Origin of the sequence: Anaerolactibacter massiliensis (genome assembly GCF_900290205.1) — a bacterium.
Classification (GTDB): Bacteria; Bacillota_I; Bacilli_A; order Erysipelotrichales; family Erysipelotrichaceae; genus Bulleidia; species Bulleidia intestinalis.
Genome location: NZ_OLMH01000003.1, coordinates 262,310 through 282,394, shown reverse-complemented (window position 1 = coordinate 282,394; position 20,085 = coordinate 262,310). Strand labels below are relative to the sequence as shown.

The 20,085-nt window shown below is 51.8% G+C and carries 17 protein-coding genes and 1 pseudogene; 4 read left to right on the top strand and 14 right to left on the bottom strand.

Annotated elements, in window-relative coordinates; translation table 11 throughout:
* The first annotated feature begins 138 nt into the window (after positions 1 to 138).
* Positions 139 to 666 (top strand): ECF transporter S component, encoded by a 528-nt coding sequence (locus C7E00_RS15400; protein ID WP_105305197.1) that lies wholly within the window; start codon positions 139 to 141, stop codon positions 664 to 666.
* Positions 667 to 740: 74 nt separating this feature from the next.
* On the opposite strand, the gene C7E00_RS15395 is transcribed toward C7E00_RS15400, so the two are convergent.
* The 5 genes and pseudogenes from C7E00_RS15395 to C7E00_RS16420 form a co-directional block, all read right to left on the bottom strand.
* Positions 741 to 2,171: a DUF6591 domain-containing protein gene (locus C7E00_RS15395; protein ID WP_105305196.1), complete on the bottom strand. Its 1,431-nt coding sequence runs from the start codon at positions 2,169 to 2,171 to the stop codon at positions 741 to 743.
* On the bottom strand, positions 2,168 to 2,596 hold the full coding sequence (locus tag C7E00_RS15390) for a MerR family transcriptional regulator (protein ID WP_105305195.1): 429 nt from the start codon (positions 2,594 to 2,596) through the stop codon (positions 2,168 to 2,170). Before C7E00_RS15390 ends, C7E00_RS15395 begins: the two co-directional genes overlap by 4 nt.
* A gap of 137 nt (positions 2,597 to 2,733) precedes the next feature.
* A pseudogene (locus tag C7E00_RS15385) lies at positions 2,734 to 3,201 on the bottom strand (ATP-binding cassette domain-containing protein); the annotation flags it as partial.
* Positions 3,202 to 3,230: 29 nt separating this feature from the next.
* Positions 3,231 to 3,674 carry a methylated-DNA--[protein]-cysteine S-methyltransferase gene (locus C7E00_RS16425; RefSeq protein WP_239928588.1) on the bottom strand — a complete coding sequence of 148 codons (444 nt, stop codon included), beginning with the start codon at positions 3,672 to 3,674 and terminating at the stop codon, positions 3,231 to 3,233.
* A gap of 31 nt (positions 3,675 to 3,705) precedes the next feature.
* The gene (locus tag C7E00_RS16420) at positions 3,706 to 4,092 is read right to left on the bottom strand and encodes a hypothetical protein (protein ID WP_204378700.1); all 387 of its coding nucleotides are present in this window, start codon (positions 4,090 to 4,092) and stop codon (positions 3,706 to 3,708) included.
* 250 nt (positions 4,093 to 4,342) lie between these two features.
* Between C7E00_RS16420 and C7E00_RS15375 the strand changes: the two genes are divergently transcribed.
* Together C7E00_RS15375 and C7E00_RS15370 are read left to right on the top strand one after the other, a co-directional pair.
* The gene (locus C7E00_RS15375; RefSeq protein ID WP_105304415.1) at positions 4,343 to 5,671 is read left to right on the top strand and encodes an IS30 family transposase; all 1,329 of its coding nucleotides are present in this window, start codon (positions 4,343 to 4,345) and stop codon (positions 5,669 to 5,671) included.
* A complete protein-coding gene (locus C7E00_RS15370; RefSeq protein WP_105305192.1) occupies positions 5,671 to 6,012 on the top strand; it encodes a hypothetical protein in 342 nt (113 codons plus the stop codon). Before C7E00_RS15375 ends, C7E00_RS15370 begins: the two co-directional genes overlap by 1 nt.
* Before the next feature lie 274 nt (positions 6,013 to 6,286).
* Here C7E00_RS15370 and ltrA read toward each other — a convergent pair whose 3' ends face one another.
* Both ltrA and C7E00_RS15360 read right to left on the bottom strand, forming a co-directional pair.
* Positions 6,287 to 7,561: a group II intron reverse transcriptase/maturase gene (ltrA, locus tag C7E00_RS15365; RefSeq protein WP_167836478.1), complete on the bottom strand. Its 1,275-nt coding sequence runs from the start codon at positions 7,559 to 7,561 to the stop codon at positions 6,287 to 6,289.
* A 700-nt stretch (positions 7,562 to 8,261) separates the two neighbouring features.
* The gene (locus tag C7E00_RS15360; RefSeq protein ID WP_105305191.1) at positions 8,262 to 10,469 is read right to left on the bottom strand and encodes a hypothetical protein; all 2,208 of its coding nucleotides are present in this window, start codon (positions 10,467 to 10,469) and stop codon (positions 8,262 to 8,264) included.
* A 277-nt stretch (positions 10,470 to 10,746) separates the two neighbouring features.
* On the opposite strand from C7E00_RS15360, the gene C7E00_RS15355 reads away from it, so the two are divergent.
* Positions 10,747 to 11,058, top strand: a complete 312-nt coding sequence (locus C7E00_RS15355; protein WP_105305190.1) for a type II toxin-antitoxin system RelB/DinJ family antitoxin — start codon at positions 10,747 to 10,749, stop codon at positions 11,056 to 11,058.
* Positions 11,059 to 11,375: 317 nt separating this feature from the next.
* Here the strand turns inward: C7E00_RS15355 and C7E00_RS15350 are convergent, their stop codons facing one another.
* The 7 genes from C7E00_RS15350 to C7E00_RS15320 are packed head-to-tail and all read right to left on the bottom strand — an operon-like array spanning position 11,376 to position 20,070.
* The gene (locus tag C7E00_RS15350; protein ID WP_105305189.1) at positions 11,376 to 12,011 is read right to left on the bottom strand and encodes a hypothetical protein; all 636 of its coding nucleotides are present in this window, start codon (positions 12,009 to 12,011) and stop codon (positions 11,376 to 11,378) included.
* Positions 12,001 to 12,690 (bottom strand): hypothetical protein, encoded by a 690-nt coding sequence (locus tag C7E00_RS15345; protein ID WP_105305188.1) that lies wholly within the window; start codon positions 12,688 to 12,690, stop codon positions 12,001 to 12,003. The genes C7E00_RS15350 and C7E00_RS15345 overlap by 11 nt, the downstream gene beginning before the upstream one ends.
* Positions 12,684 to 15,452 (bottom strand): VirB4 family type IV secretion system protein, encoded by a 2,769-nt coding sequence (locus C7E00_RS15340; protein ID WP_135358266.1) that lies wholly within the window; start codon positions 15,450 to 15,452, stop codon positions 12,684 to 12,686. Before C7E00_RS15340 ends, C7E00_RS15345 begins: the two co-directional genes overlap by 7 nt.
* Positions 15,343 to 16,086 (bottom strand): hypothetical protein, encoded by a 744-nt coding sequence (locus C7E00_RS15335; RefSeq protein ID WP_105305186.1) that lies wholly within the window; start codon positions 16,084 to 16,086, stop codon positions 15,343 to 15,345. The genes C7E00_RS15340 and C7E00_RS15335 overlap by 110 nt, the downstream gene beginning before the upstream one ends.
* Positions 16,073 to 16,405 carry a hypothetical protein gene (locus C7E00_RS15330; RefSeq protein ID WP_105305185.1) on the bottom strand — a complete coding sequence of 111 codons (333 nt, stop codon included), beginning with the start codon at positions 16,403 to 16,405 and terminating at the stop codon, positions 16,073 to 16,075. The genes C7E00_RS15335 and C7E00_RS15330 overlap by 14 nt, the downstream gene beginning before the upstream one ends.
* A gap of 1 nt (position 16,406) precedes the next feature.
* Complete coding sequence (locus C7E00_RS15325; RefSeq protein ID WP_105305184.1) at positions 16,407 to 17,666, bottom strand: hypothetical protein; 1,260 nt, start codon at positions 17,664 to 17,666, stop codon at positions 16,407 to 16,409.
* 22 nt (positions 17,667 to 17,688) lie between these two features.
* The gene (locus C7E00_RS15320) at positions 17,689 to 20,070 is read right to left on the bottom strand and encodes a type IV secretory system conjugative DNA transfer family protein (RefSeq protein WP_105305183.1); all 2,382 of its coding nucleotides are present in this window, start codon (positions 20,068 to 20,070) and stop codon (positions 17,689 to 17,691) included.
* Positions 20,071 to 20,085 lie beyond the last annotated feature (15 nt).

The following is a 20,085-nucleotide window of genomic DNA, read 5'->3' as shown; positions in this document are numbered from 1 at the left end:
ATTGTTCCAGGAGAATCTGAGTGCCAATATAGCATGATTCTTTCTGATTATTGCACAATATGCCACTATGAATTGTGAAAATATATACGAGAGTATTTGACTTCGTATTGTCCTCTCTCTGTGATAAAAAAGAAAAGTATGAACTCTAAAATTCAGACGCTGACATTATCGGCAATGTTTCTTGCACTTGGCCAGGTTCTTCCCTTCCTTGTACTGCAGATTCCGACCATCGGTGCGACACTTCTGCCGATGCACTGGCCGATCTTTCTGGCGGCATATACCTGCGGGCCAGAAGCTGCTGCCCTGATCGGTTTCCTGTGTCCGCTGCTGCGCATTGTCCTCTTCGGCATGCCTGCAATGTATCCAAATGCGATTGCGATGGCTTTCGAGCTTGCCGCATACGGTGCCGTTACGGGACTGCTCTACAGTCGGGCGAAAAAGAAAGATCTCAAGGCAATCTATGTTTCCCTTCTCTGCGGCATGCTGGCGGGGCGGATTATATGGGGAATTGCTGAGACACTGCTGCTCAGCACAGGAGAGAATCACTTTACCTTTCAGGCGTTTCTTTCCGGGGGATTCATCAACGCTTTGCCCGGTATCATTCTGCAGCTGATTCTTCTTCCATTGCTGGTGAATCGTCTGCGAAAAGCCGGCCATTTTCACTAATGCTGGCAGTAGAACAAAAGGCCATGCAGGCACAGAAGTTATCTGTGTCCGCATGGCCTTGTTTGTTAATGATGTCAGTTAATCTCGGTTGCCAGCTGTGCCAGCGAATTATTGATGTGCGCCATCGTCTGAATGTAATAGTCATCTTCCTCCGGCGTCAGTTCGCTTTCATCCACCGCATCCAGCTTGTTCATCGCATCTGCGTACTTGCTCATGAACTCGGCATACTTTACCGCCATCGTCAGGTCAGATTTGTCATAGCTGCGCATGAAGTCACAGTATGAATCGAAGAACGCCGCATAGCTGTCCATCGCCTCCTTGAACTCCGGGCGGATGCCGGAGGCTGCTGTTGCCGTGGCTTCCGGTGTCGGCGTCGCTTCCACCGTCGGGGCGGGCGTTGATGTTGGAGTGGGGGCAGCTTCTTCCGTCGCTTCGACAGCAGGTGTTTCTTCTGCCTGCACGTCGATTTCCATCACATTTCCCATTTCCCCTCGTATGTAAACTCTAACGCCATCGGTTGAAGATCCGCTGAAGTAATCATCATCGTTTCTGTAATCCTGATCAAAGCCGGCATCCTTTACCGCTGCCGCATAGGCCTTGAAGGCATCTTCGTCCATATCTGGAACAGTCATGATCAGATGGTCGGATGTATCGATCTGGATATTACCGCGGGTCACAGGAGGTTCCGGAAGCTTAGCCGCAAGATCACTGATCGGCCACGTGAACTCTTCATAGTCAGCCGGTGCCGTAAGCTCAATCTCAACGGTGGAATCGGAACTCTGCGTAACATTAAGAATGTATCCATCCTGGTCCGCCGCCGCATAGGAATCAGTATCATTTTCTGCATCGACCGTGAATCCCTTGTCTTTGCAGGCACGGACATAAGCCTGATACTGTTCACCATCGAATTTCTGAACAACGACATCCAGCTCCTCATCGTCACTGGTAATTACATACCCATACTTCGAATCCGGCTGCGGAAGACGGGCGGAAAGCTCCGTATCGGGCCAGACAAGCTTCTCCTGCTTTTCTGCTTTTACTGTGGTGGCATACGGAACCGCAAGAACCAGAGCCAGAACGATGAAGATCACTTCCGGAACCTTGGCAAGTGCCGGGACGCGATCCTCTCCCGAAAGCAGTCCCAGCACCAGCAGCGCGATCTGGGCAATCGCGATCACAAGTGCCAGCGTCTTTCCGGTGAATAATGCGGCGGCGCCGCCGATGATGGCAAGAATCATGAGGAAAATGATTGCCTTGTATCCTTTGGTGTGACGGAAGGCACGGACAGCCTCCTTCTTCTTCTCTTCCAGGCTGTCCTGGTACTGTTGCTGTTTGAGGCTGGCTTCCTGAAGCTTCGCCTCATCTTTCACGGTAACGATTGTTTCCTTCTTTTCGTCGTCGACCGCGACGTTCTTGCCGCAGTACGGACATGTCGCAATCTTCTTTCCCTCTTCGACCTGCAGCTCTGCGCCGCAGTACGGGCATTCCATCTTGATAAGCTTCATAAATTTTCCCCCTCTTTCTTCTGAATGAGCTGATCCAGTTTCATTACCTGCGTGTCGATTCTGTTTCTGGAACGGATGAGACGGTTTCTGGCGCCCCGAAGGACAGCTGCCTCATCCGCCTGCTCTTCATTGATCAGAGTCCTGATTTCCTTCAGCGTCAGACCCGCCTCCTGATAGGTGAGTATCAGTTTCAGCAGTTCAAGGGAACTGTCGGTATACATCTTTTCCTGCTGTTTTCCCTTACGTGCCGCCGGCTTCAGCAGATCGATTTTGTCGTAGAAATACAGTCTCTTTCTCGTGATGCCGAAAGCGGCGCATACTTCATGAACACTCATCATCTGTTCGCATTCTCTGCTATTGACCTTACCCCCGTTCCCTTGGGGAACTGTCAAGCCGTGTTCGTCGCAATCTGTCATGGATTTCATGTATTTTTCCCTCCATAACAGGACCTGTTTATTTCGCGAACCCTAAAAGCCATGCAGGAAAATGCGACGCACAAAAGAAAACCCCTGCACCAGCTGGGCTGGTTCAGAGGTCACAAACACAATGGAAATCAGATTAATCAGGAAAGCTCAACGGCACCGGTATAAAGCCCGTAGTACATGCCCTTTTTGGCCATGAGCTTCTCATGGCTGCCACGCTCGATGATTCTTCCATGATCAAGAACCATGATGACATCGGCATTGCCAACCGTAGACAGGCGGTGGGCAATGCCGAATACCGCTCTGCCCTTCATCAGATTGTCCATACCGTCCTGAACAATCTTTTCGGTACGCGTATCAATCGATGAAGTTGCTTCATCAAGGATCATGACGGGCGGATCGCTGATCGCAGCTTTGGCAATGGAAAGCAGCTGACGCTGTCCCTGCGACAGACCGCTGCCGTCGCCTATGAGCACCGTATCATACTTCTGCGGCAGCATCTGGATGAAGCTGTCCGCATTGACAAGCTTCCCCGCCGCAATGCACTGCTCATCCGTCGCCTGAGGAGTGCCGAAGCGGATATTGTCCATCACGGTGCCGGTGAAGAGGTTGGCCTCCTTAGCGACAAAAGGAGAATTTACTTCACTCCTTTGGAATACTCTTGTTCCATCTGCAGCAGATATTTCTTGGCCTCGATGCCCGCCGCATATCCGCTCAGACTTCCATCTGCACCGATCACGCGGTGACATGGAATCAGAATCAGAATCGGATTGCAGTGATTCGCCATTCCGACAGCGCACGAAGCCTTCTTATTTCCTGTCATTTCTGCCAGCTCGCCATAGGTTCGCGTCACACCATAGGGAATATCGCAAAGATGTTCCCATACATTTTTCTGAAACCCGGTTCCTTCCGGGCGAACCGGCAGATCAAAGCTGCGCCGTTTCCCTGAAAAATACTCGTTCAGCTGCGCCTCGGTGTCCATCACGAGACTGCCCGAAGTATGATCCGCAAGAATCCGGTCCGCCGGGATCTGATCAGCTTCCGCCCCGGCCTCCCTGCGTTCACGGGATGCCTGCTCCACACAGAAGACAGCATCCTTTGAACGCAGAGTTTTACTTCTTCGCGGTGACTTTCTTCCTTCGCCGATCAACTTTCTCGCTGCCTTCAGCAGAAAGCTTCCCAGCCTTCTTAGCTTCTTTCCTTGCTTCCCGGAGAGCAACCTTGCGAAGGGTTTCTCCGACGTCATCTTGTGTTTTCAGCCATGTCAGAATCTCCTTATCTTCCTGGGCCCTGCGCTGGTCTGATTTGCTGGAATGCTGTGCGCGGACAATCTTTCGAATGGATTCGGAGATGTTCTTCTGCTTGTTCAGCCAATCAATGACATCAGCATCTTCGTCATATCTGAAGCGGATCATGAATGCGCGGTAATGTTCATCAACGTATTGTTTCTGATACTGTTTTCTGAGTTCTTCTGAATTCTTTCTCTTCGGTCTAGACATCTCAACTGCCACCCTTAACTGAAACTGACCCTATTCTATCATGGCTCTATCGTTCCTGAAACATTCCCGAAGAAGGTGCGAAGCATGCCTTCACTTGTAAAAGTTAACGCAACCCCAGTATTGCATTAAGTATGTCTGAACAAGAAGTTATAAAGGGCTTGCATTAAGTAGATCTGAAACGGTTCTTCCTTTAACATTTAGATATCAGCCAGATTACTGCCATCTAACGATAGAACTGGAGGAACTGTCTATGGCAGCTTATCGTCGTTTTGATCTGGATAAGCGTATTACGCTTCAGAAGAATCTCTCTGATGGTCTTTCCTTTGCAAAAATAGCTGATGAACTCGGAATGTCTGCTTCTTCTGTTGGCAGAGAAGTAAAGCAGTATCGCACGCTCGTAAACACTTACGGAGTCGGACATACCAACAGATGTATTCATCGCCGGGATTGTTCAATATCCGGAATCTGTCCTGGTCAGTCAGGTATCTGCAGAGACAAGAAATGCAATCATTGCAGAAAACAGAACTGCAATCAGGCATGCAGCAGCTACGGAGAAGAAGTCTGCAGGAAGCTGGATTCACCGCCATATGTATGCAATCAGTGCATAAAGAAGAAGTACTGTCCTCTGAAAAAGTACATGTATTATGCCGATCAAGCGGACAAGAAAGCCAGAGAAATCCGCAAGGAGTCTCGTTCTGGTCTCACATTGACCGAGGACGAGGTGAAGGAGATTGATACTCTTCTATCAGATCGTCTGAAAATGGGGCAGTCAGTCCATCATATCTTTGTCGATGAGCCGGACGTTTTCACCATCAGCGAAAAGCAGGCCTACAATCTGATCAATCAGGGTCTGATCTCCGCAAGACCGATTGATCTTCCCCGTGCCGTGCGCATGAAGCCTCGCAGTAAAAAGGCACAGATCGTCAAAGTTGACAAGAAGTGCCGGATCGGAAGAACCTATGAAGACTATCTGAAATTCATGGAAGAACACCCGGATTTTTCTGTTCTGCAGGGTGACAGCGTAGAAGGAAAAAAGGGAGGAAAATGCATTCTGACACTTACATGGGCGAACTGGGACTTCCAGATTGCCTTTCTCAGAGACCATAACAATTCGGCATCTGTTACATCAATTGTCAATCATCTGTATGAATCTCTTGGTGCGGAACTATTCCAGAAAGTGATGCCAGCTGTATGGCTTCTGGATAATGGATCAGAATTTTCCAATCCGTCAGAAATTGAGAAGTTCGGTGTCTATGTGTTCTACTGCGATCCTGGTGCTCCATACCAGAAGCCTAACTGTGAGAATACGCATTCCGTCTTCCGCAGAATCATTCCGAAGGGACATTCATTCAATGATCTGGACCAGGATTTCTTCGATCTTGCGTTCAGTCATACAAATTCGCTGCGCAGGAAGAAGCTGAATGACCACACTCCCTATGAAATGTTCTCGTTTGCCTATGGCGATGACATTGCGGAAAAGTGTTTCCGCATTCATCAGATCCAGGGAAAGGATGTAATTCTGGACCCTTCCCTTGTCAGAATTTATCGTGACTCCAGAAGAAAGGAAGGCATCGAGTAATGAAATACACCGTAAGCCTTCCTGAGATCACCAAAGTCATAATGACGAATGCTCCGCAGGAATTGCCTGGAGACGAGAAGGAATCTCCTGTCAGCGTCTACATCCAGGACTGCACCGCTCATATCGACTTTTACATCATGAGCTGGCACAGAGAGAGCGGCTGCTTTTTCGCTCTTGTAGATCCTCTTCCTGATCCGCAGGTTCTCGATCTCGAATACGTCAGCTTCTCGTTTCTCAGGGATCATGATCTCTTCTACTCCGTTTATCCAAAGAAGAAACGTCCTCGGTACAAGAAGATTTATAACCGTATTCTACCGATGAAGTATGAGATTCCCTCATAATCATCTGACCGGCACCACCAATCACTAAGCACTGAAATCATGGCAGGTTCTGGCTGAGCATCCGTCATTATTCCCCGTTGCGCTGACCGTGTCTGAATTTTATCGGCACAGCAGGGCAGGTTTTACTGCGCTTAAATTGTAACGTATTTGAACACTTTTCCTATCATTTCAGGCAGAAAATCCATAATCGAGTAGGAGGAATCCCATCCAGATGATGAGAATTCCGACCTCTCACACCACCGTACGTGCCGTTCGGCATACGGCGGTTCAAAACTTAACAACATGCGATATGCACTGACGCATACTGGTCTGCTAGCGATAGCAGACCCTTTTTGGCTAGTATGGGCTTCGTAACTGTGCGTGCCATGATTGGGCTTGACGCGACGCGCGCGTATCCCTTGCGGCTGTTCGACCACATATAGGCCCTCTCTTCCGGCACTCCCAGCTTCCTTAGACCCCAGCGTCTTCTCTGTGGCGTCTTCCATTGTTTCCATATGCAGATTCTTATTCGCATCCGCAGCCATCCGTCGACAGTCTCCATCCAGTTCTTCATGTCAGCTATCCGGAAGTAATTGACCCATCCACGTATGATCGGATTGATCTTTCTAATTCTCTCCTCCATCGACATTGGCTCGCTTCTGCTTGTTGCTGCTTTTAGTTTCTGCTTCAGCTTTTCGATCGACTTCAGGTGTGGTTTCGGTTTCCAGCCATTCTTGTTGTAGAAACTATAGCCGAGATATTTCATCTCATTCGGCCGGCATACCTTTGTTTTTGTTGCGTTCACCTGCACCTTCAGGTGTTTCTCAAGCCAGTTGACAACCGATTTCATCACCCGGTTAGCGGCCACTTCACTATGCACGCAGATAATGACATCGTCCGCATACCTCGTGTATCGCAGTCCGCGTCTTTCCAGTTCCTTATCGAACTGGTTCAAGTAGATGTTTGCGAGCAGTGGGCTAAGGTTGCCTCCCTGCGGAGTTCCCCTGTCGGTTGCCTGAAAGACTCCCTCCACCATTACTCCACTCTGCAGTATTTTCCGTATGAGCGATTCTGTGTCCGGATCGTGGATTACATGATGTACCAAAATCATCAGTATGTCCTGGTTGACGTTATCGAAAAACTTGGAAAGGTCCATATCAACGATCCAGTCATAGCCATCGTTCATGTACTCAAGCGCTTTGATGATTGCGTTTTCACACCGTCTTCCCGGTCTGAACCCGTAACTTGTCTCCGAGAATTCTTTCTCGAAGATCGGGCTCAGCACCTGATAGACCGCCTGTTGAATCCAGCGATCTTTCACACTTGGAATTCCAAGGTCCCGTTTACTTCCGTCCGGTTTCGGTATCTGGACTCTTCGGACCGGGAGTGGTTTGTACTTTCTGTTTCTTATTTTGTCACAGATTTCCTTCCCGGACTCCTGAATGAATTCGTCCAGTTCCTCCACCTTCATTCCGTCAACTCCGCAGGATCCTCTGTTTCTCTTGACCGCTTTTCGGGCCGCATCAAGATTTTCTTCACTTAGGATTTCCTCCATGAGCTTCGTTGCCATGTTGTGACTTTCCTCCTTCCTTTCGCGCATCGGATTTCCATCCTTAAGAGCCTTTTTAGCTCAACACGGGATGTTATGAGATTTCCGACTACGACAATGAAAACTTGTAAGTCTCGTTTTGTTCAGCCCTTCGGCGTTTCCACCTACTATGGCTTCTGCTGACTTCTCATAATTCGTTGTTACTACGCTTTCGCTGCGCGGCGTTCTCCGCCTCACGTATGCGTTCATGAGACCTCCCGGGGTAAGACCCGCATCCTTCCCTCCATACATCTGCCGCATTTACATCCTTCAGTTTCTTCCCGCCAAGCTATTGGGTTTATGTTGTTTCGCACACTCGCCCTACTTCGGACTGCCTCATGCGATTCGTGTTCCTCAGACCGGAGGTTTGCCTATGCCTTCTTTCAGATTCCACCTCACGATGGACACCCTTGGCGTTCGGCTAGTGGTTGGCGTTGGCAGACATCGCCCCCACAGTGGACTTTCACCACCAAGATACGTGCCATGCCCGGCACACGAAAAGAGACCGGAATTACTTCAGAACCGGTCTCTCACTATTCCTTGTCACACACAGCTTGCGATAACTTCGTAAAACTTGCGTTCAGTTTTTCAATTCACCGTGCGAAGCATGCAGTTGCCCTTTGCTGAAGCAGCATTCATCATTTTTCCTATGTTCTGCTTTCGCAATCTTCCTGTCTTCTCGTCATTCTTCCCTGGTACTTGGAAACCGTCTCCCCTTTGCAAGCGAAAGCTGCCGCTTGCTTGCCGCAATGTCGCGCACGGCCTCATTCTTCCGCTTCTCATCCGCCTGAACTCCATTCACCGCAAGATGCTGGAGGTATCCGGTCACTGGCATGTGGATGTATCCTGCGACGGACTTTGCCCGCTCGTAGTCCTTCGGCGAAAGCCAGATGTACACCTTCTTTCCTGTGCCCTTTGCGTCGGAGGAAGGATGCCTGATCCAGCTGTCACTCCCAGCGCGGCTTCCATGCCAGCCATAGGTCGGAATGCTGACAGGTTCCCTGCGGAGCTGGTCCTCCTCTGTCTCCTCATGGTCAAACCGATGCGCATCCTTTGCGGCTTCATGAATCTTTTGCTGTTCGATGCGGCAGGCTTCAATGATCCGCTCCACTTCATTCAGATCATCGATCTTCCCTGCATCCAGCATTGAAAGCTCGCGGAAGGAGAACCGGAATTCTCCTGTTCCCCCGCGCTTTTCCCATGCCTGCTTCAGTGCAGAAACCTTGCGCAGTTCTTCTTTGCTCAAAGCAACCGGGATGTTTGCGGATCCTTTTTCGCGGAAGATCCAGCGGCAGTGCTCCGGATCGAGAGGAGCGTCCAGGGAAAGGAAGCGGCATTTCTTCCGGATCGCATGCGCAGCCGCATCCGCCATCCAGTCATGGCAGAGGATCACGTAATCCCCGGCGCCATGTTCCTGGACTGCATAGATCTGGGCAAGCTGGCGGACTTCAAAGAACGGCATATAGATCACCGGCGAAGGGTGAGCATAGCTTCCTTCTCCGACCATCATCTGGCCATAGGAACCAAGAAGTCCATAGGTCGGCCCGCTGACCCCGAGTTTCGCAAGCACTTCTTTTGAAGCCGCCTGATAGCCGGAGTGGCCGACTGCAAGGATGTCCTTCAGGGTGTCCACGCCGGGGTGAGAGGTCGGCACGACATAGACGCGGGTGAAGAGATCCGTGCTTGCGGTCAGAAGCGACTTCGTGATGCTGCGGGTGTTCTCGGATTTTGCCCGGGCTTTCTCCACCAGACCTTCATCGATCACCCCGTTCTCCAGAATGCGGGCTTCGTTCACCTTCACGGTTCCGTTCGTCACGCCCATCGTCATCGCGTAGGCCATCGCTTCTGTGTCGGAAAGATACACCGCGGAAACCTTGTCCTTTGCGCCAGGATCATGGGCGAAGAACAGGCGTGCCAGCTGATCCTTCAGGACGTTCTCGAAACCGAGCTTTCCGGAAAGCGTGAGGAACCGGTTGTCACCCGGCGTTCCCATATAGAACATCACGACCGCTTCAGGAGAAATGTAGACGCCAAGGCATCGCGTTCCGCGAAAGGTGTCGGAACCGGTCATCGCAAAATCATGATCGGGGTCATCATGCATGGAGTTTCTTGCAAAGCCGTCCGAGGGGATCGCATAGACCCCGGAAGCAACCTGATCCACAAAGCGTGCGACTTCCCGTGTGGAGTAGAAGAACCCGGAGAGGTCATTCCGTGTGTTTTCCCACGGATGCTTCTTCCAGAGTGCTTCGCCATCTTCCCTGCTCCAGCCGTCATAGCGGAGATTCTGCGGGTGATCGCTGTCATAGCCGTTTGCGGAAGCGTGAACCCAGGGAAGACATCCCCAGAGATCATAGAGCTCAGGCTTGTCAAACGGGAAGACATGCACGCCTGTGACAAGCATGACCGCCTCCAGACGGGAGAGCTTCAGCTGGCGGACGTAGGCATCAAACCCGGAGCGGGAGAAGCGGTGCTCCTTTTCGCGATAGAAGTTCTGATAGTATTCCTCACCCGGCGGCATGAGGGAAAGATCCTGGAACCTGCCGGTGTTTTCAATCAGCCAGACGAGGCCTTTCCGGGTAAAATGCGCCACGAGATAAGGATTGCGGACGTCGGAAGGATCGGCCGGAGCGATCCAGTTGCGCATGCTGGCACGGTCGGGCTCTGAGGGATCCGCCGGGGTGAGCAGTTCCAGAAGCCCATCCTTCAGGAGATTCCGATAGGTTTTGCTGACATCCTGACGATGAACGGAAAGCGTGCTCCCAACCAGGCGGAGATCTTTCACCCAGCAGCGATTCACTTCAAAAAGATAATGCATCATCAGGAATGCACGTGCACCTAAGTGCGCACGCGAATATGCCTGCTTCTCTGACTCTGACTTCAAACGGGACATGTCGTATGTTCCTCCTTCCTTACTGACGGTCTGCAGAACTAGCTGCTTTAATGCTTGCTGACGCTGTATGTTATTCCTGACGTATTTTAATTCTGCGCTTATATCCTCCAGGGTACCCCGAAGACTAGGAAAGTATTAGGTGCAATGCTTCCGTTTTAAATATTGCTTTCCATAGCATTCTCCTGCTTTTTATGCGTAGTATATGCATAATATGCGCATAACATATTGATTTTGCGCACATTTATGATATATTTATTCTGTCAAGGAGGCGAATAATATGGCTAAAGTAAGCACAAATATCAGTCTCGATGAAAATTTGAAGAAGGCCAGTCAGGCGCTTTACTCTGACCTTGGAATGGATCTTTCTACTGCTGTAACGATTTTTTTGAAGCAGTCGCTGCGCGTTCAGGGTATTCCTTTTCCGGTTACAAGAGAAAATCCCAATGCAGAAACAATGGCTGCAATGAATGAGTATTACGAAATGAAGGCGCATCCCGAGAAATATAAGCGCTATTCTTCTTTTCGCGATGCAATGGAAGAAACCCTAGATTCTGACACTCCCACAGCTAATAATCCTAAGATTCATTAGAAGAATGATTGCTTATGTGATCTTTATTTACGTTTTCTTGCAGTATTGCACGCTTGTTAATGTGAGCATTAACCAGCGTGCAATTTCTATATGTTCAGCCTGACGTATTTCGATTCTGCTCTTATATGCGTTCATACTGCCCTTCCCTTAGAAACACTGCTCCATCCTCCGATTTCATGCTTTCTCATTACCTGGCAGACCGGCGATTCATAAAAAGCCTTATTACTTCCGGAATTTTCAGATTGAGACAGGGACATGCGAGCAGTTTGTACCTGTTCTCCTCAGATGTCCCCTTTTCCTGCATGGTCCCAGCGGGCTCAGATCCAGGTCATGGACTGGAACTGCTCAGAGGGAATCATCTGAAACTCCGTGCCGATCCGTCCGCCCGCAGGTGCCTCAAGCGTTCGGACGCCGAAGAACACCAGGCACTTCACGTTGTCCGTTCGGATGATCGTGCGCATGATGGCGTTGATCACGGCGCCGTCCTCATTGCAGTTATCCATGACAGTCCGGGTGATCTTCCTGACCCAGCGGGTCTCGATCAGAGCAAAGCGGTGAGGAGCTTCTGAGGCAAGATCGATCTGATTTTCATATTCATAGGCAAGGATTGCAGAGCTCACTGCTTCAGCTGCGTTTGTCCCATTTCGTGCTGTCGTCATCGGCGTGAACACAGAAAGGATCCCGTCCTCGTAATCGACGTCAACCTTGATCCCGTGGCTGCTCAGGACAGCGGGCTCAGCCATGGAAGAATCGTGATCTGCTCTCCAGCACTCCCGCAGAAGATCGTTCATCCGTTCCGTGCGGGTGATTGCCCGGGATAGCACGCTCTGAGTCAGTGCACCTTCCGGCAGGCTTTCGCTTCTTCTTACATCATGAGCGATCGCATCCGAAAGCTTCTGCACCTCCCGCAGTGCACCTTCGCAAAGGTCTGCCATTCTCTCTTCAGAATCCATAATCCTTCCACATCTCCTCTTCACTTCGTTTTTCAAGAATCCGATAGCCGCTTTCTGATTTCTCATTCAGCATGCAGATGTAGCGGAAGCCGATGAACGGCACCTGGGACACGCAGCGGGGATCCTCGATCACTGCGATCCGGCGGATATGAGAAGCGGTCTCTTCCTTCTCAACGCATGGGATATTCTTCAGCAGCTGCGCCATCGTAAACTCCTCCCCTTTCGGAATCTTCGTGATCTGAAAGAGCAGAGACGGCTGATTCTCTTTCGGCGGCATGATGAACTGGATGTACCAGTGCCCGGCGGAAATCTCGAAGTCTCGGCTCAGCGGCATCATGTCTGCGGCAATCACCATGCAGTCAGCGATGGCCCGATCCCGCTCGTCTTCTATCTCCAGGACACCGGCAGGAATCCGTTCCTTTGAGCCGGAGCGAAGAAGCGAGAACTCCCGGTCTCCGGTGATGCGCTTGTAGCATCCTTTGGTGATCAGCCAGCCATCTTCTGAGATGAGAACGCCGCCATGGTACTGGAGTGCCTCGATCATCATGTCGGCGTAATGCCCTGACATTTCCTCAAACGTGCGGCAGAGACTGATTCGCATCGATGCTCTGCGCAGTACTCCGGTCCGATAGAGAATCCGCTGTTCAAAGTCCAGATATGGTTCAATATCGCTCAGCATGCTGTCCTCCTTTCCAGGCACTGAGACTTGCTTGAGCTTTTTTGATTCAGATGGTTCAGAGTCTCTTTCTCTTCTGATTTGAACAGAGATTCCGCAGCGTCTTCTTCGAGAGTCATCTCGGCTTCCTCAAAGACCGGAATATCCCGGATGCTTTCCATGCTGTCTGCCAGCTCTTCTTTTCGAAGAAGCAGCGGAATCTCGTCTGCTGAGAACAGCGGAATCCATTTCTGTTCCTGCCTTTCAGCTGACGCGGAAGCTCTCTGTTCTCTTTCCTGCATTTCTTTTTCCGCGAGGATCATCCGGAGATCGTCCTGCGCATTGGTGATCAGGAAATGTTCCGTCCGCGAAGCCTGGAAGCGGATCTGCAGGCGGATCCCTCCGGTCAGAAGCAGCGCATTTCCGCGCTCCAGCCCGGTGATCAGACGTGTATCTTCTGCGGAGAGGTTCAGAAGCTCCTGAACCGTGATGCTGTCGGAAGGCTCCGTGCGCATCAGAATCTTCGTCGCGCAGTTTCCGATCAGGGCCATGCCGTACTTTCCGTTTTCAACTGCAAGGATGTCCCGCAGCTGCTGGGTGGAGACGACATAGGAGCCGTGGTACGATCGGATGGTCTTCGAGATCTTCATCGCGTATTCCGCACACACCGGATCCTGCAGAAGAGTCCATGCTTCATCCATCATCAGCGCACAGTCCTGGAACCGATCTTCCCTCACCTTTGCCCAGGCGAAATCCAGGGCGATGTAAAGACCGACCTTCAGGAGCTCAGCCTTCATCTTTTCCAGGCCGAACACAATGAATTCGTTCTGAAGGTCAACATTGGTTTCGCCATTGAAGCTCCTGCCTGAGCCGGTCGTGAAGAACGAGAGAATCCCTGCCATGCGGCGCGTGTCCGGGGACTCTTTCAGCACTCTGACAAGATCTCCGACGATCGGCATCCGGCGGAATCGCTTCCTCTCAGGATCCTCAGGATCAATCAGCGATCGATTGTCCTCGGTGATTCCGAATGATGCGTAGACTTTCATCAGTGCGTTATCCAGAAGCTGGCGTTCCTCGATTGTCATGTCGGTGATCAGAAGCGAGAAGAAATTCTTCAGCGTGTCGATTTTCTCAGCAAGCCTGGATCCTTCCGCCTCCGCAGAACCGTTCACGATTCCGGAACTGATTTCTGCACGCTCATCCTTCGGCCGGATTTCCATGATGTTGATCCGATCTTTGGACCCGGGAGCGAGCTGAATGAACTGCCCTCCGACTCCGCTGCACATCCTCCGGAACTCATCTTCCTTTTCCGGGGCAAGCAGATAGACCGGAATATGATCTGCTCTGAGACGGATTGCAAGCAGGGAGAGCGCATAGCTTTTCCCGGCGCCGGAGGTGCCTTCAATGAAGAGGTTGTAATTCGTCAGACGCTTTTCATCGAAGAGATCCGCAATCACAAGACCACCTGTATCAAGATCATCGCCAAGATAGATTCCGCCGGGATCGTGAAGTTCGAATGCGGTAAACGGATAGGTGCTTGCCGCTCCTTCCGTAAGCACATTTCGCTTTGTTTTCTCAAAAAGAGCAGGATCCGGACGAGCAAGCGGAAGACCGGAGAAGAATGCCTGCTCCTCTTCAAACTCACAGGAGCGAAGCTTCAGACCGGACTGCTTTGCACGCGTGCAGAGTTCATCTGCTCTTCTTGCCGTTTCTTCCGGATTCTTCCCGTTTACGGAAAAGAGAACCATCAGATAGCAGAAGTCCTGGCCTGCAAGCATCCCGTCCCGGATATAGGACGTACTCGCAAATGCATCCGAGGACACATCCATCGCTTCGGAGGCGTAGGAAACGCTTGCCATATCTGTTTCTGCGTAAGTCATGTTGCGGCGGATGGAGTTCATCACTTCCTGGGGCTCTTTCCGCTCAATAAAGAGATTCAGGTCAATGCCCGGAGATGCACTGAAGAAAGGCGTCAGCCAGCCTGCCTGCACAAGGGGGTTATAGCCGTCAGAGGCAATGCAGTAATAGGTGCTGAAATTTTCTCCGCACCTTACGAATCTCTGATCCATGAAGGAAAGAAGATCCGGTGCAAGGATATCAGTGATCGGAACGGGAATCGGGTTTCCTTCAGAAGAGGTGGAAGCATACCGCTCCTTCACTTCCGCAAGTCGCGTTTCAAAAGGCTTTTCACGATATTCCGCACGATGAAGAATCGTGTACAGAATCTTGGCCGATGCAGCATCTGCTTCCTTCAGGGAAGGCTCTATCACCTCATTGCCGCAGTTGCGAAGGGCGGCAGTCAGCACGGCCGCAGTACGCTCCAGTTCAAAAGCAATTTCCTCCAGCGTTTCCTTCTGAAAAAGAGCACTGCGATTGCGCTCGTATTCAAAGCTCAGGAAAAATCTTCTGGAAAGACCATACTGCTCGGATTCGCTCATCCGCTTCCGGTATTCTTCGTCCACCATCCGGCATTCCGGAGAGGCTTCTTTTTTCATCGCTTCTGAAAGCCGTGCCTTTTCTTCGGAGAGATCAGCAGAAAGGGTCATCACCGTGATCTGCAGATGGTGAGGGGCACTTTTCAGCACCGTCTCAAAGTGGAGTGCCGTATCGGTCTGCTCTTCTGATGAGAGAAGCAGAAACGGCACGGGGAGTACTTCCAGGATTTTTACGTACCGGTCATCCTTTGTGATGACGATGCCGCGGTAGAGTCCTCTGATCGGAAGATTCTGCTGAGTGCTCTGCAGAGGTTTCCGAAACCTTCGCTTTTCTTTCCTTTTTCCTGCCACGCTGTGCCTCCTTTCTCCTGCGACGTTCTTCCTTGGTCTTTCGGCGCTCTTCCTTCTTCAGATTCTTCCGGTAGGTGCGGTATTCCTTCGGATTCATATATTCCACCGGCGTCTTTACGATCCCGATATCCTCTTCAAAGAAAAGTTCTCCAGGTTCAGCAGCTTCAGAAAGAGTATCTGCCGGGTCGGATGCTGCACGATGAACAGAAGTTCTATGAAAGCCGGATAAGAATTTCTTCAGCTTTTCCCGGGGAAGCTCCTGCTCTTTACCCGCAGCTTTCTTTTCTTCTGCCACTTCAATCCGTACGCGCGGATTGTAATATGCGGTGCGGCGCGAGCGATAGAACCGGAATACTGCCTTCAGAAACTGCAGAAATGTTCCCCCTTTCACGCCATGAATCCCGGCATATCCAAACAGCGTTGAAAACATCAGCACGGTTCCGATCGAGTCAGAAACTGAAAGTACCATGCCGAATGCCGGAAGAATCCAGTAGGCAGCCGCGACCGGAAGCAGAGCAAAGACCACTCCCTGCACCAGGAAAGAAGCCGGATAGGAATGCGTGCCGATTGAGATGCCGTTCTGGAAATTTTTCGGAAGGAAGAACGATCGTGTGCGTTCTTCACTCTGCTCCATGGTTCCTCCTTACTGCCTCTGCTATGACTGCTGCAGAAGAGCGGAATGAGGCATTCAGCGCATCCGCCATTTCCTCATAGTCCACCTCTTCCGATGCCGGGAGAATCATCAGCTGCATTTCCAGCCGGTTATCCTTCCGCATCCGATAAAATCCCAGCGCATCTCCGGAATCGTTGATTTCTTTCACGCATTCCTCTGCACTCTGCCGTTCATCTCTGTTCCGCGCAATCGGCTTTTCGGAGCGAAGGCGGATACAGGAAGCAGAGCTGAACGGAGATTTCTGAAGGAGAGCGCTCGCTTTATGAATGGAGCCTGTCATATCAGTACTTCATCGCGACGCCGGTCACGGTCTCGTCATACTTGACCTTTACTTCCACGGTGACGCGGTCTCCAGGATTCAGCATGATTCTTCCGACTACCGCGGCAGGGTTGATGAATGCGGTGACGCCGTTCTTCAGAATCACGATGTAGCGGCCGGCCTTTGACATGTGCGATACCGTTCCGAAATAGATGCCTCCGACCTGCACTTCTGCAAACGCCTTGGCGTCAAAGCGGATCTCCGCTCTTCTTGCGGAAGCAAAGAGATTCACGATTGCTCGATCCTTTTCGGATGCATCCTTCACCACGCTGTGCCGGATTCCGGTGACCATCACACGAACCTGATCTCCTGGATGATATTTCTCCTGGCAGTCTTCGAGGTATTCCTTTCCGCCTGCATCATACAGATGCATGGTCGTTTCCACTCCGAAGAGCTCGACCGTTACGGAGTCCTCGCGCACCGAGAGCACTTCTGCACGCTCAAAGATGTCGCCTTTGCGGATCTCCCGATCAGCAAGCTCCGGATGCTTTGCGAGGTCCGGGTGAAACCAGTGTTCCTGCAGCATCAGCATCGCATCCACTCTTGAACCGAGCAGGCCGCTGCGATGATAGGTGTATTCAGAGCCGTCGGAGTATTTTGCATGGACGGTGTCGCGCTCTGCTCGTGTGATGATGACCGGGATCGTGGATCCGATCCGCCTGCGGGCAGCATCCTTTCTCGTCTGGAACTTCACTGCCTCATCCTTCTCAGCGTAATGGGATCCGAACGTCGTATCCGGCATCCAGAACAGCGCTTCCGGGATTGCAATCCGCTCGCCATGGACCCGGGCGGTGAAGAGCAGAGATTTTGATTTTCTCCCAGTCTCCTCAATTCCATCCACGGAGGTCCAGACAATACCCTTCGTCCTTGCCAGCCGGGTGATCAGCCGCCATTCCGATTCTTCCCGTTCGGCTTCACTTGTCTCGCTTTCGGCAATGATGTCGCCGGGGCGCCGGTCTCCGATTCGATCATCCGCGATCGTCCGATGCTTCCCCTGCCGCCGCTCCGCTTCGGTGAGCTTCACTTCCTCCTCCGGGTGCACGGGCTCTTCGGAAGCCTCTTCCGCCGGTTCATTGTCCGAAGGCACGACAATGTCGGAAGCGATCACTTCCTCTGACTGCAGCGCTGCATCCGGCTCCTCATGCTCCGGATGATCGGGCTGAAGCTCTTCCGGAACTTCCGGTTCTGTGGATTCTTCGGTTCTGTTCTTTGGTTCTTCCATGACGTTTTCCTCCTTTGTTCTCTTATTCATAAAGCCGTGACGATGAACGGCTTCTGATCCGCGGCTGTCTTCGTTCTGCCTGACGGTCCGCCTGTCTTCTGCGTCTGCTCCCGACGCCTGCCTTGGGAGAAGTCCGGATTCCTTCCGCCTCGGTTTTCTGAACCGCTTCTTCTTTCAGGACTTCCGGGTTTACTGCCCAAGAGCCTTCCGCTTCACCGGTTTCTTTCGAATCTGCACCGCTTCCTTCCAGCAGGTCTGCTTCCTCAAGCAGGGTGTCTTCGACAGGCTCCTCTGACCGGTTCTTTTCTGCATCCTCTGCTTTTGGAAACGTGCATGGATTTTCTGCCGGTATCAGTGTGTCGATCTTCTCAAGAATCTCCGGCCACTCCGGACGCGGTTTCTGCCGCATTCTTCGGGCGCTCAGCGGTTCCAGGTCCTCCAGGGCGGCTTTGCGGGCAGTTACTTCCGCATAGAACGGATGTTCGGTGTAATCGAACCGCTTCAGCTTCAGCGGCCGCTCTCCTGCCTTCATCACGAGAACGCCTCGCTCCTTCTTGAACCGCGAGACTTCATCCGGAGTCATCACGAATCTTCCGGTCTGTCCGGACCGGTAATCCTGCCCCTGCACCGCGTCCATGAATCCTGCCGCACTGTTATGAGATTCGTTCTGCACGGTGCCGACGCCGGTCATTGCCGAGATGTTCTCGCTGGTCTCGGGATCATTTGAAGCAAGCAGGATCGTCACGTCGATGCAGGACTGGGTGATCGTCACGGCGTTTTCCTTCCCGTAGAGCGCCGGAACCTGGGTCATGTTCTGCACGATGATACAGGTATGCAGGTGGCGCTTGCGGGAGTTGGCCATGAAGGTTGCAAACACGGATGGCGAGGAACCGATCACTCCGAGCGTATTGAACTCGTCCAGCATGACCGTGAGATCGAGAATCGGATTCTTCGTTCCATGCGCAAACGCATCGTTCTCTGCCCGGTCATAGTTCGCCTGCGCTTTCTTCAGAAGAAAGCTGAAGAAGAGACCGGTGATCGAACGCAGGTCCGGCGTATCTTCGGACGGGATCAGGAAGTAGGCGCATGGATGCTGGTTTACCTCCGAAAGCCGGATGCCCTTTTCTGAAAGGATGTATGACAGCCTCTGATCCGTAAGGAGAGTGAGCTTGCCGAGCGTTCCGGTAATCGCGGAAGTCAGAATCGTGCTTTTCCCTTTCTGCTCCGCGGATTCCTGATGCGCAGACAGATACGCGATCATTCCCATGTTGTTTGAGGGGATTGCAGACTTTCCGCTCAGGGGATGGTAGGCTTTTTCGATCTCGTCGTAATGGAGCAGAAGCCGGTGCACTTCCGCGATATGAAACGGCGGTGCGGAAGCGTCAATTTCTTCGAAAAGAGCGCGGATCCCAGACTCGGAATAGCCGGTCCTTTTCGCAGCATCGAGAATGATCTTCTGAAGAGCACGGATGCTTGGGGCAGTGTTCTCAAACAGCTGCGCGTTTTCGGAATATTCAGGAAGCGATTCTGCCGTTTTTCGGTACAGCATGGAAAGATCTGAGATCACACGTGTCTCATGGTTCCATGCGGCAAGCGCACATGCCTGCTCCAGATAGAGAATCGTCATCGTGTACCAGAAGTCATCCATCTTCTGACCGTCTGAGGTCATGTTGCAGACATAGGTCGTGACGAATTCCATCATGCTCTGGCCATCCATCCTGCCGGTCTCCGGGTCCACGGTTTCGGCCAGGCAGTCCCAGCAGTCGCTGTGTTCAAAGTCCTTCAGGTTCAGAACCTTCACATCGACTCCGCGGCTGCGGCACCATTCCGCCAGCGTCGCATACAGTTCGCCGGCCGGATCCGTCGCAATGAAGCTGTCTCCGCGGAGAATGGAATTGATCAGTTCCGTGCGCACATAGCACCGGGACTTTCCGGAGCCCGGAGAGCCGACGATGAACACGTTCTGCAGCTCATCCGCATAGTTCGACCGGCGGTAGGAGACCGTCTTTTCGCCATGCTCGGAAAGCTGGCCGTAGATCGTCGTGAAGTCCGTGGTCTTCCGGATGTCCTCGACGCGGAAAACCTGTTCCGCTTCCTGTTCGCTCATCCATCTCGAGGTTCCGAACGTTCCATTTGCAAGCCAGTTCACGCCGCGCTCATCCTTCTGCACGACGTAATTGCGCGGATCATTCCGAAGAACAGCCGCCAGAAAGATTCCGGCAAGAATCAGAAACAGGATCGCCGTGAGCCCTTTTCCTTCGCTGAGTGCATAATGGAAAATTCCTTTCGGATCATTCCCTGCAAGCAGGTGCATTCCTCGCAGGAGCGTTCCGGACGCAACCACTGCCGCAAGCAGCGCAGTCGCACAGGAAACAATCACCGTTTTCATCCGTTTCTGCTTCATGATCTTTTCCTCCTT

Coding starts and splice junctions, on each gene's coding strand:
- C7E00_RS15350 (WP_105305189.1), bottom strand. CDS start 12,011: ATGGATTCTGAAGAGAGAATGGCAGACCTTTGCGAAGGTGCACTGCGG.
- C7E00_RS16420 (WP_204378700.1), bottom strand. CDS start 4,092: ATGTCTAGACCGAAGAGAAAGAATTCAGAAGAACTCAGAAAACAGTAT.
- C7E00_RS15330 (WP_105305185.1), bottom strand. CDS start 16,405: ATGACAGGCTCCATTCATAAAGCGAGCGCTCTCCTTCAGAAATCTCCG.
- C7E00_RS15390 (WP_105305195.1), bottom strand. CDS start 2,596: ATGAAATCCATGACAGATTGCGACGAACACGGCTTGACAGTTCCCCAA.
- C7E00_RS15345 (WP_105305188.1), bottom strand. CDS start 12,690: ATGCTGAGCGATATTGAACCATATCTGGACTTTGAACAGCGGATTCTC.
- C7E00_RS15370 (WP_105305192.1), top strand. CDS start 5,671: ATGAAATACACCGTAAGCCTTCCTGAGATCACCAAAGTCATAATGACG.
- C7E00_RS15375 (WP_105304415.1), top strand. CDS start 4,343: ATGGCAGCTTATCGTCGTTTTGATCTGGATAAGCGTATTACGCTTCAG.
- C7E00_RS15360 (WP_105305191.1), bottom strand. CDS start 10,469: ATGTCCCGTTTGAAGTCAGAGTCAGAGAAGCAGGCATATTCGCGTGCG.
- C7E00_RS15325 (WP_105305184.1), bottom strand. CDS start 17,666: ATGGAAGAACCAAAGAACAGAACCGAAGAATCCACAGAACCGGAAGTT.
- C7E00_RS15355 (WP_105305190.1), top strand. CDS start 10,747: ATGGCTAAAGTAAGCACAAATATCAGTCTCGATGAAAATTTGAAGAAG.
- ltrA (WP_167836478.1), bottom strand. CDS start 7,561: ATGGCAACGAAGCTCATGGAGGAAATCCTAAGTGAAGAAAATCTTGAT.
- C7E00_RS15335 (WP_105305186.1), bottom strand. CDS start 16,086: ATGGAGCAGAGTGAAGAACGCACACGATCGTTCTTCCTTCCGAAAAAT.
- C7E00_RS15320 (WP_105305183.1), bottom strand. CDS start 20,070: ATGAAGCAGAAACGGATGAAAACGGTGATTGTTTCCTGTGCGACTGCG.
- C7E00_RS15395 (WP_105305196.1), bottom strand. CDS start 2,171: ATGAAGCTTATCAAGATGGAATGCCCGTACTGCGGCGCAGAGCTGCAG.
- C7E00_RS15400 (WP_105305197.1), top strand. CDS start 139: ATGAACTCTAAAATTCAGACGCTGACATTATCGGCAATGTTTCTTGCA.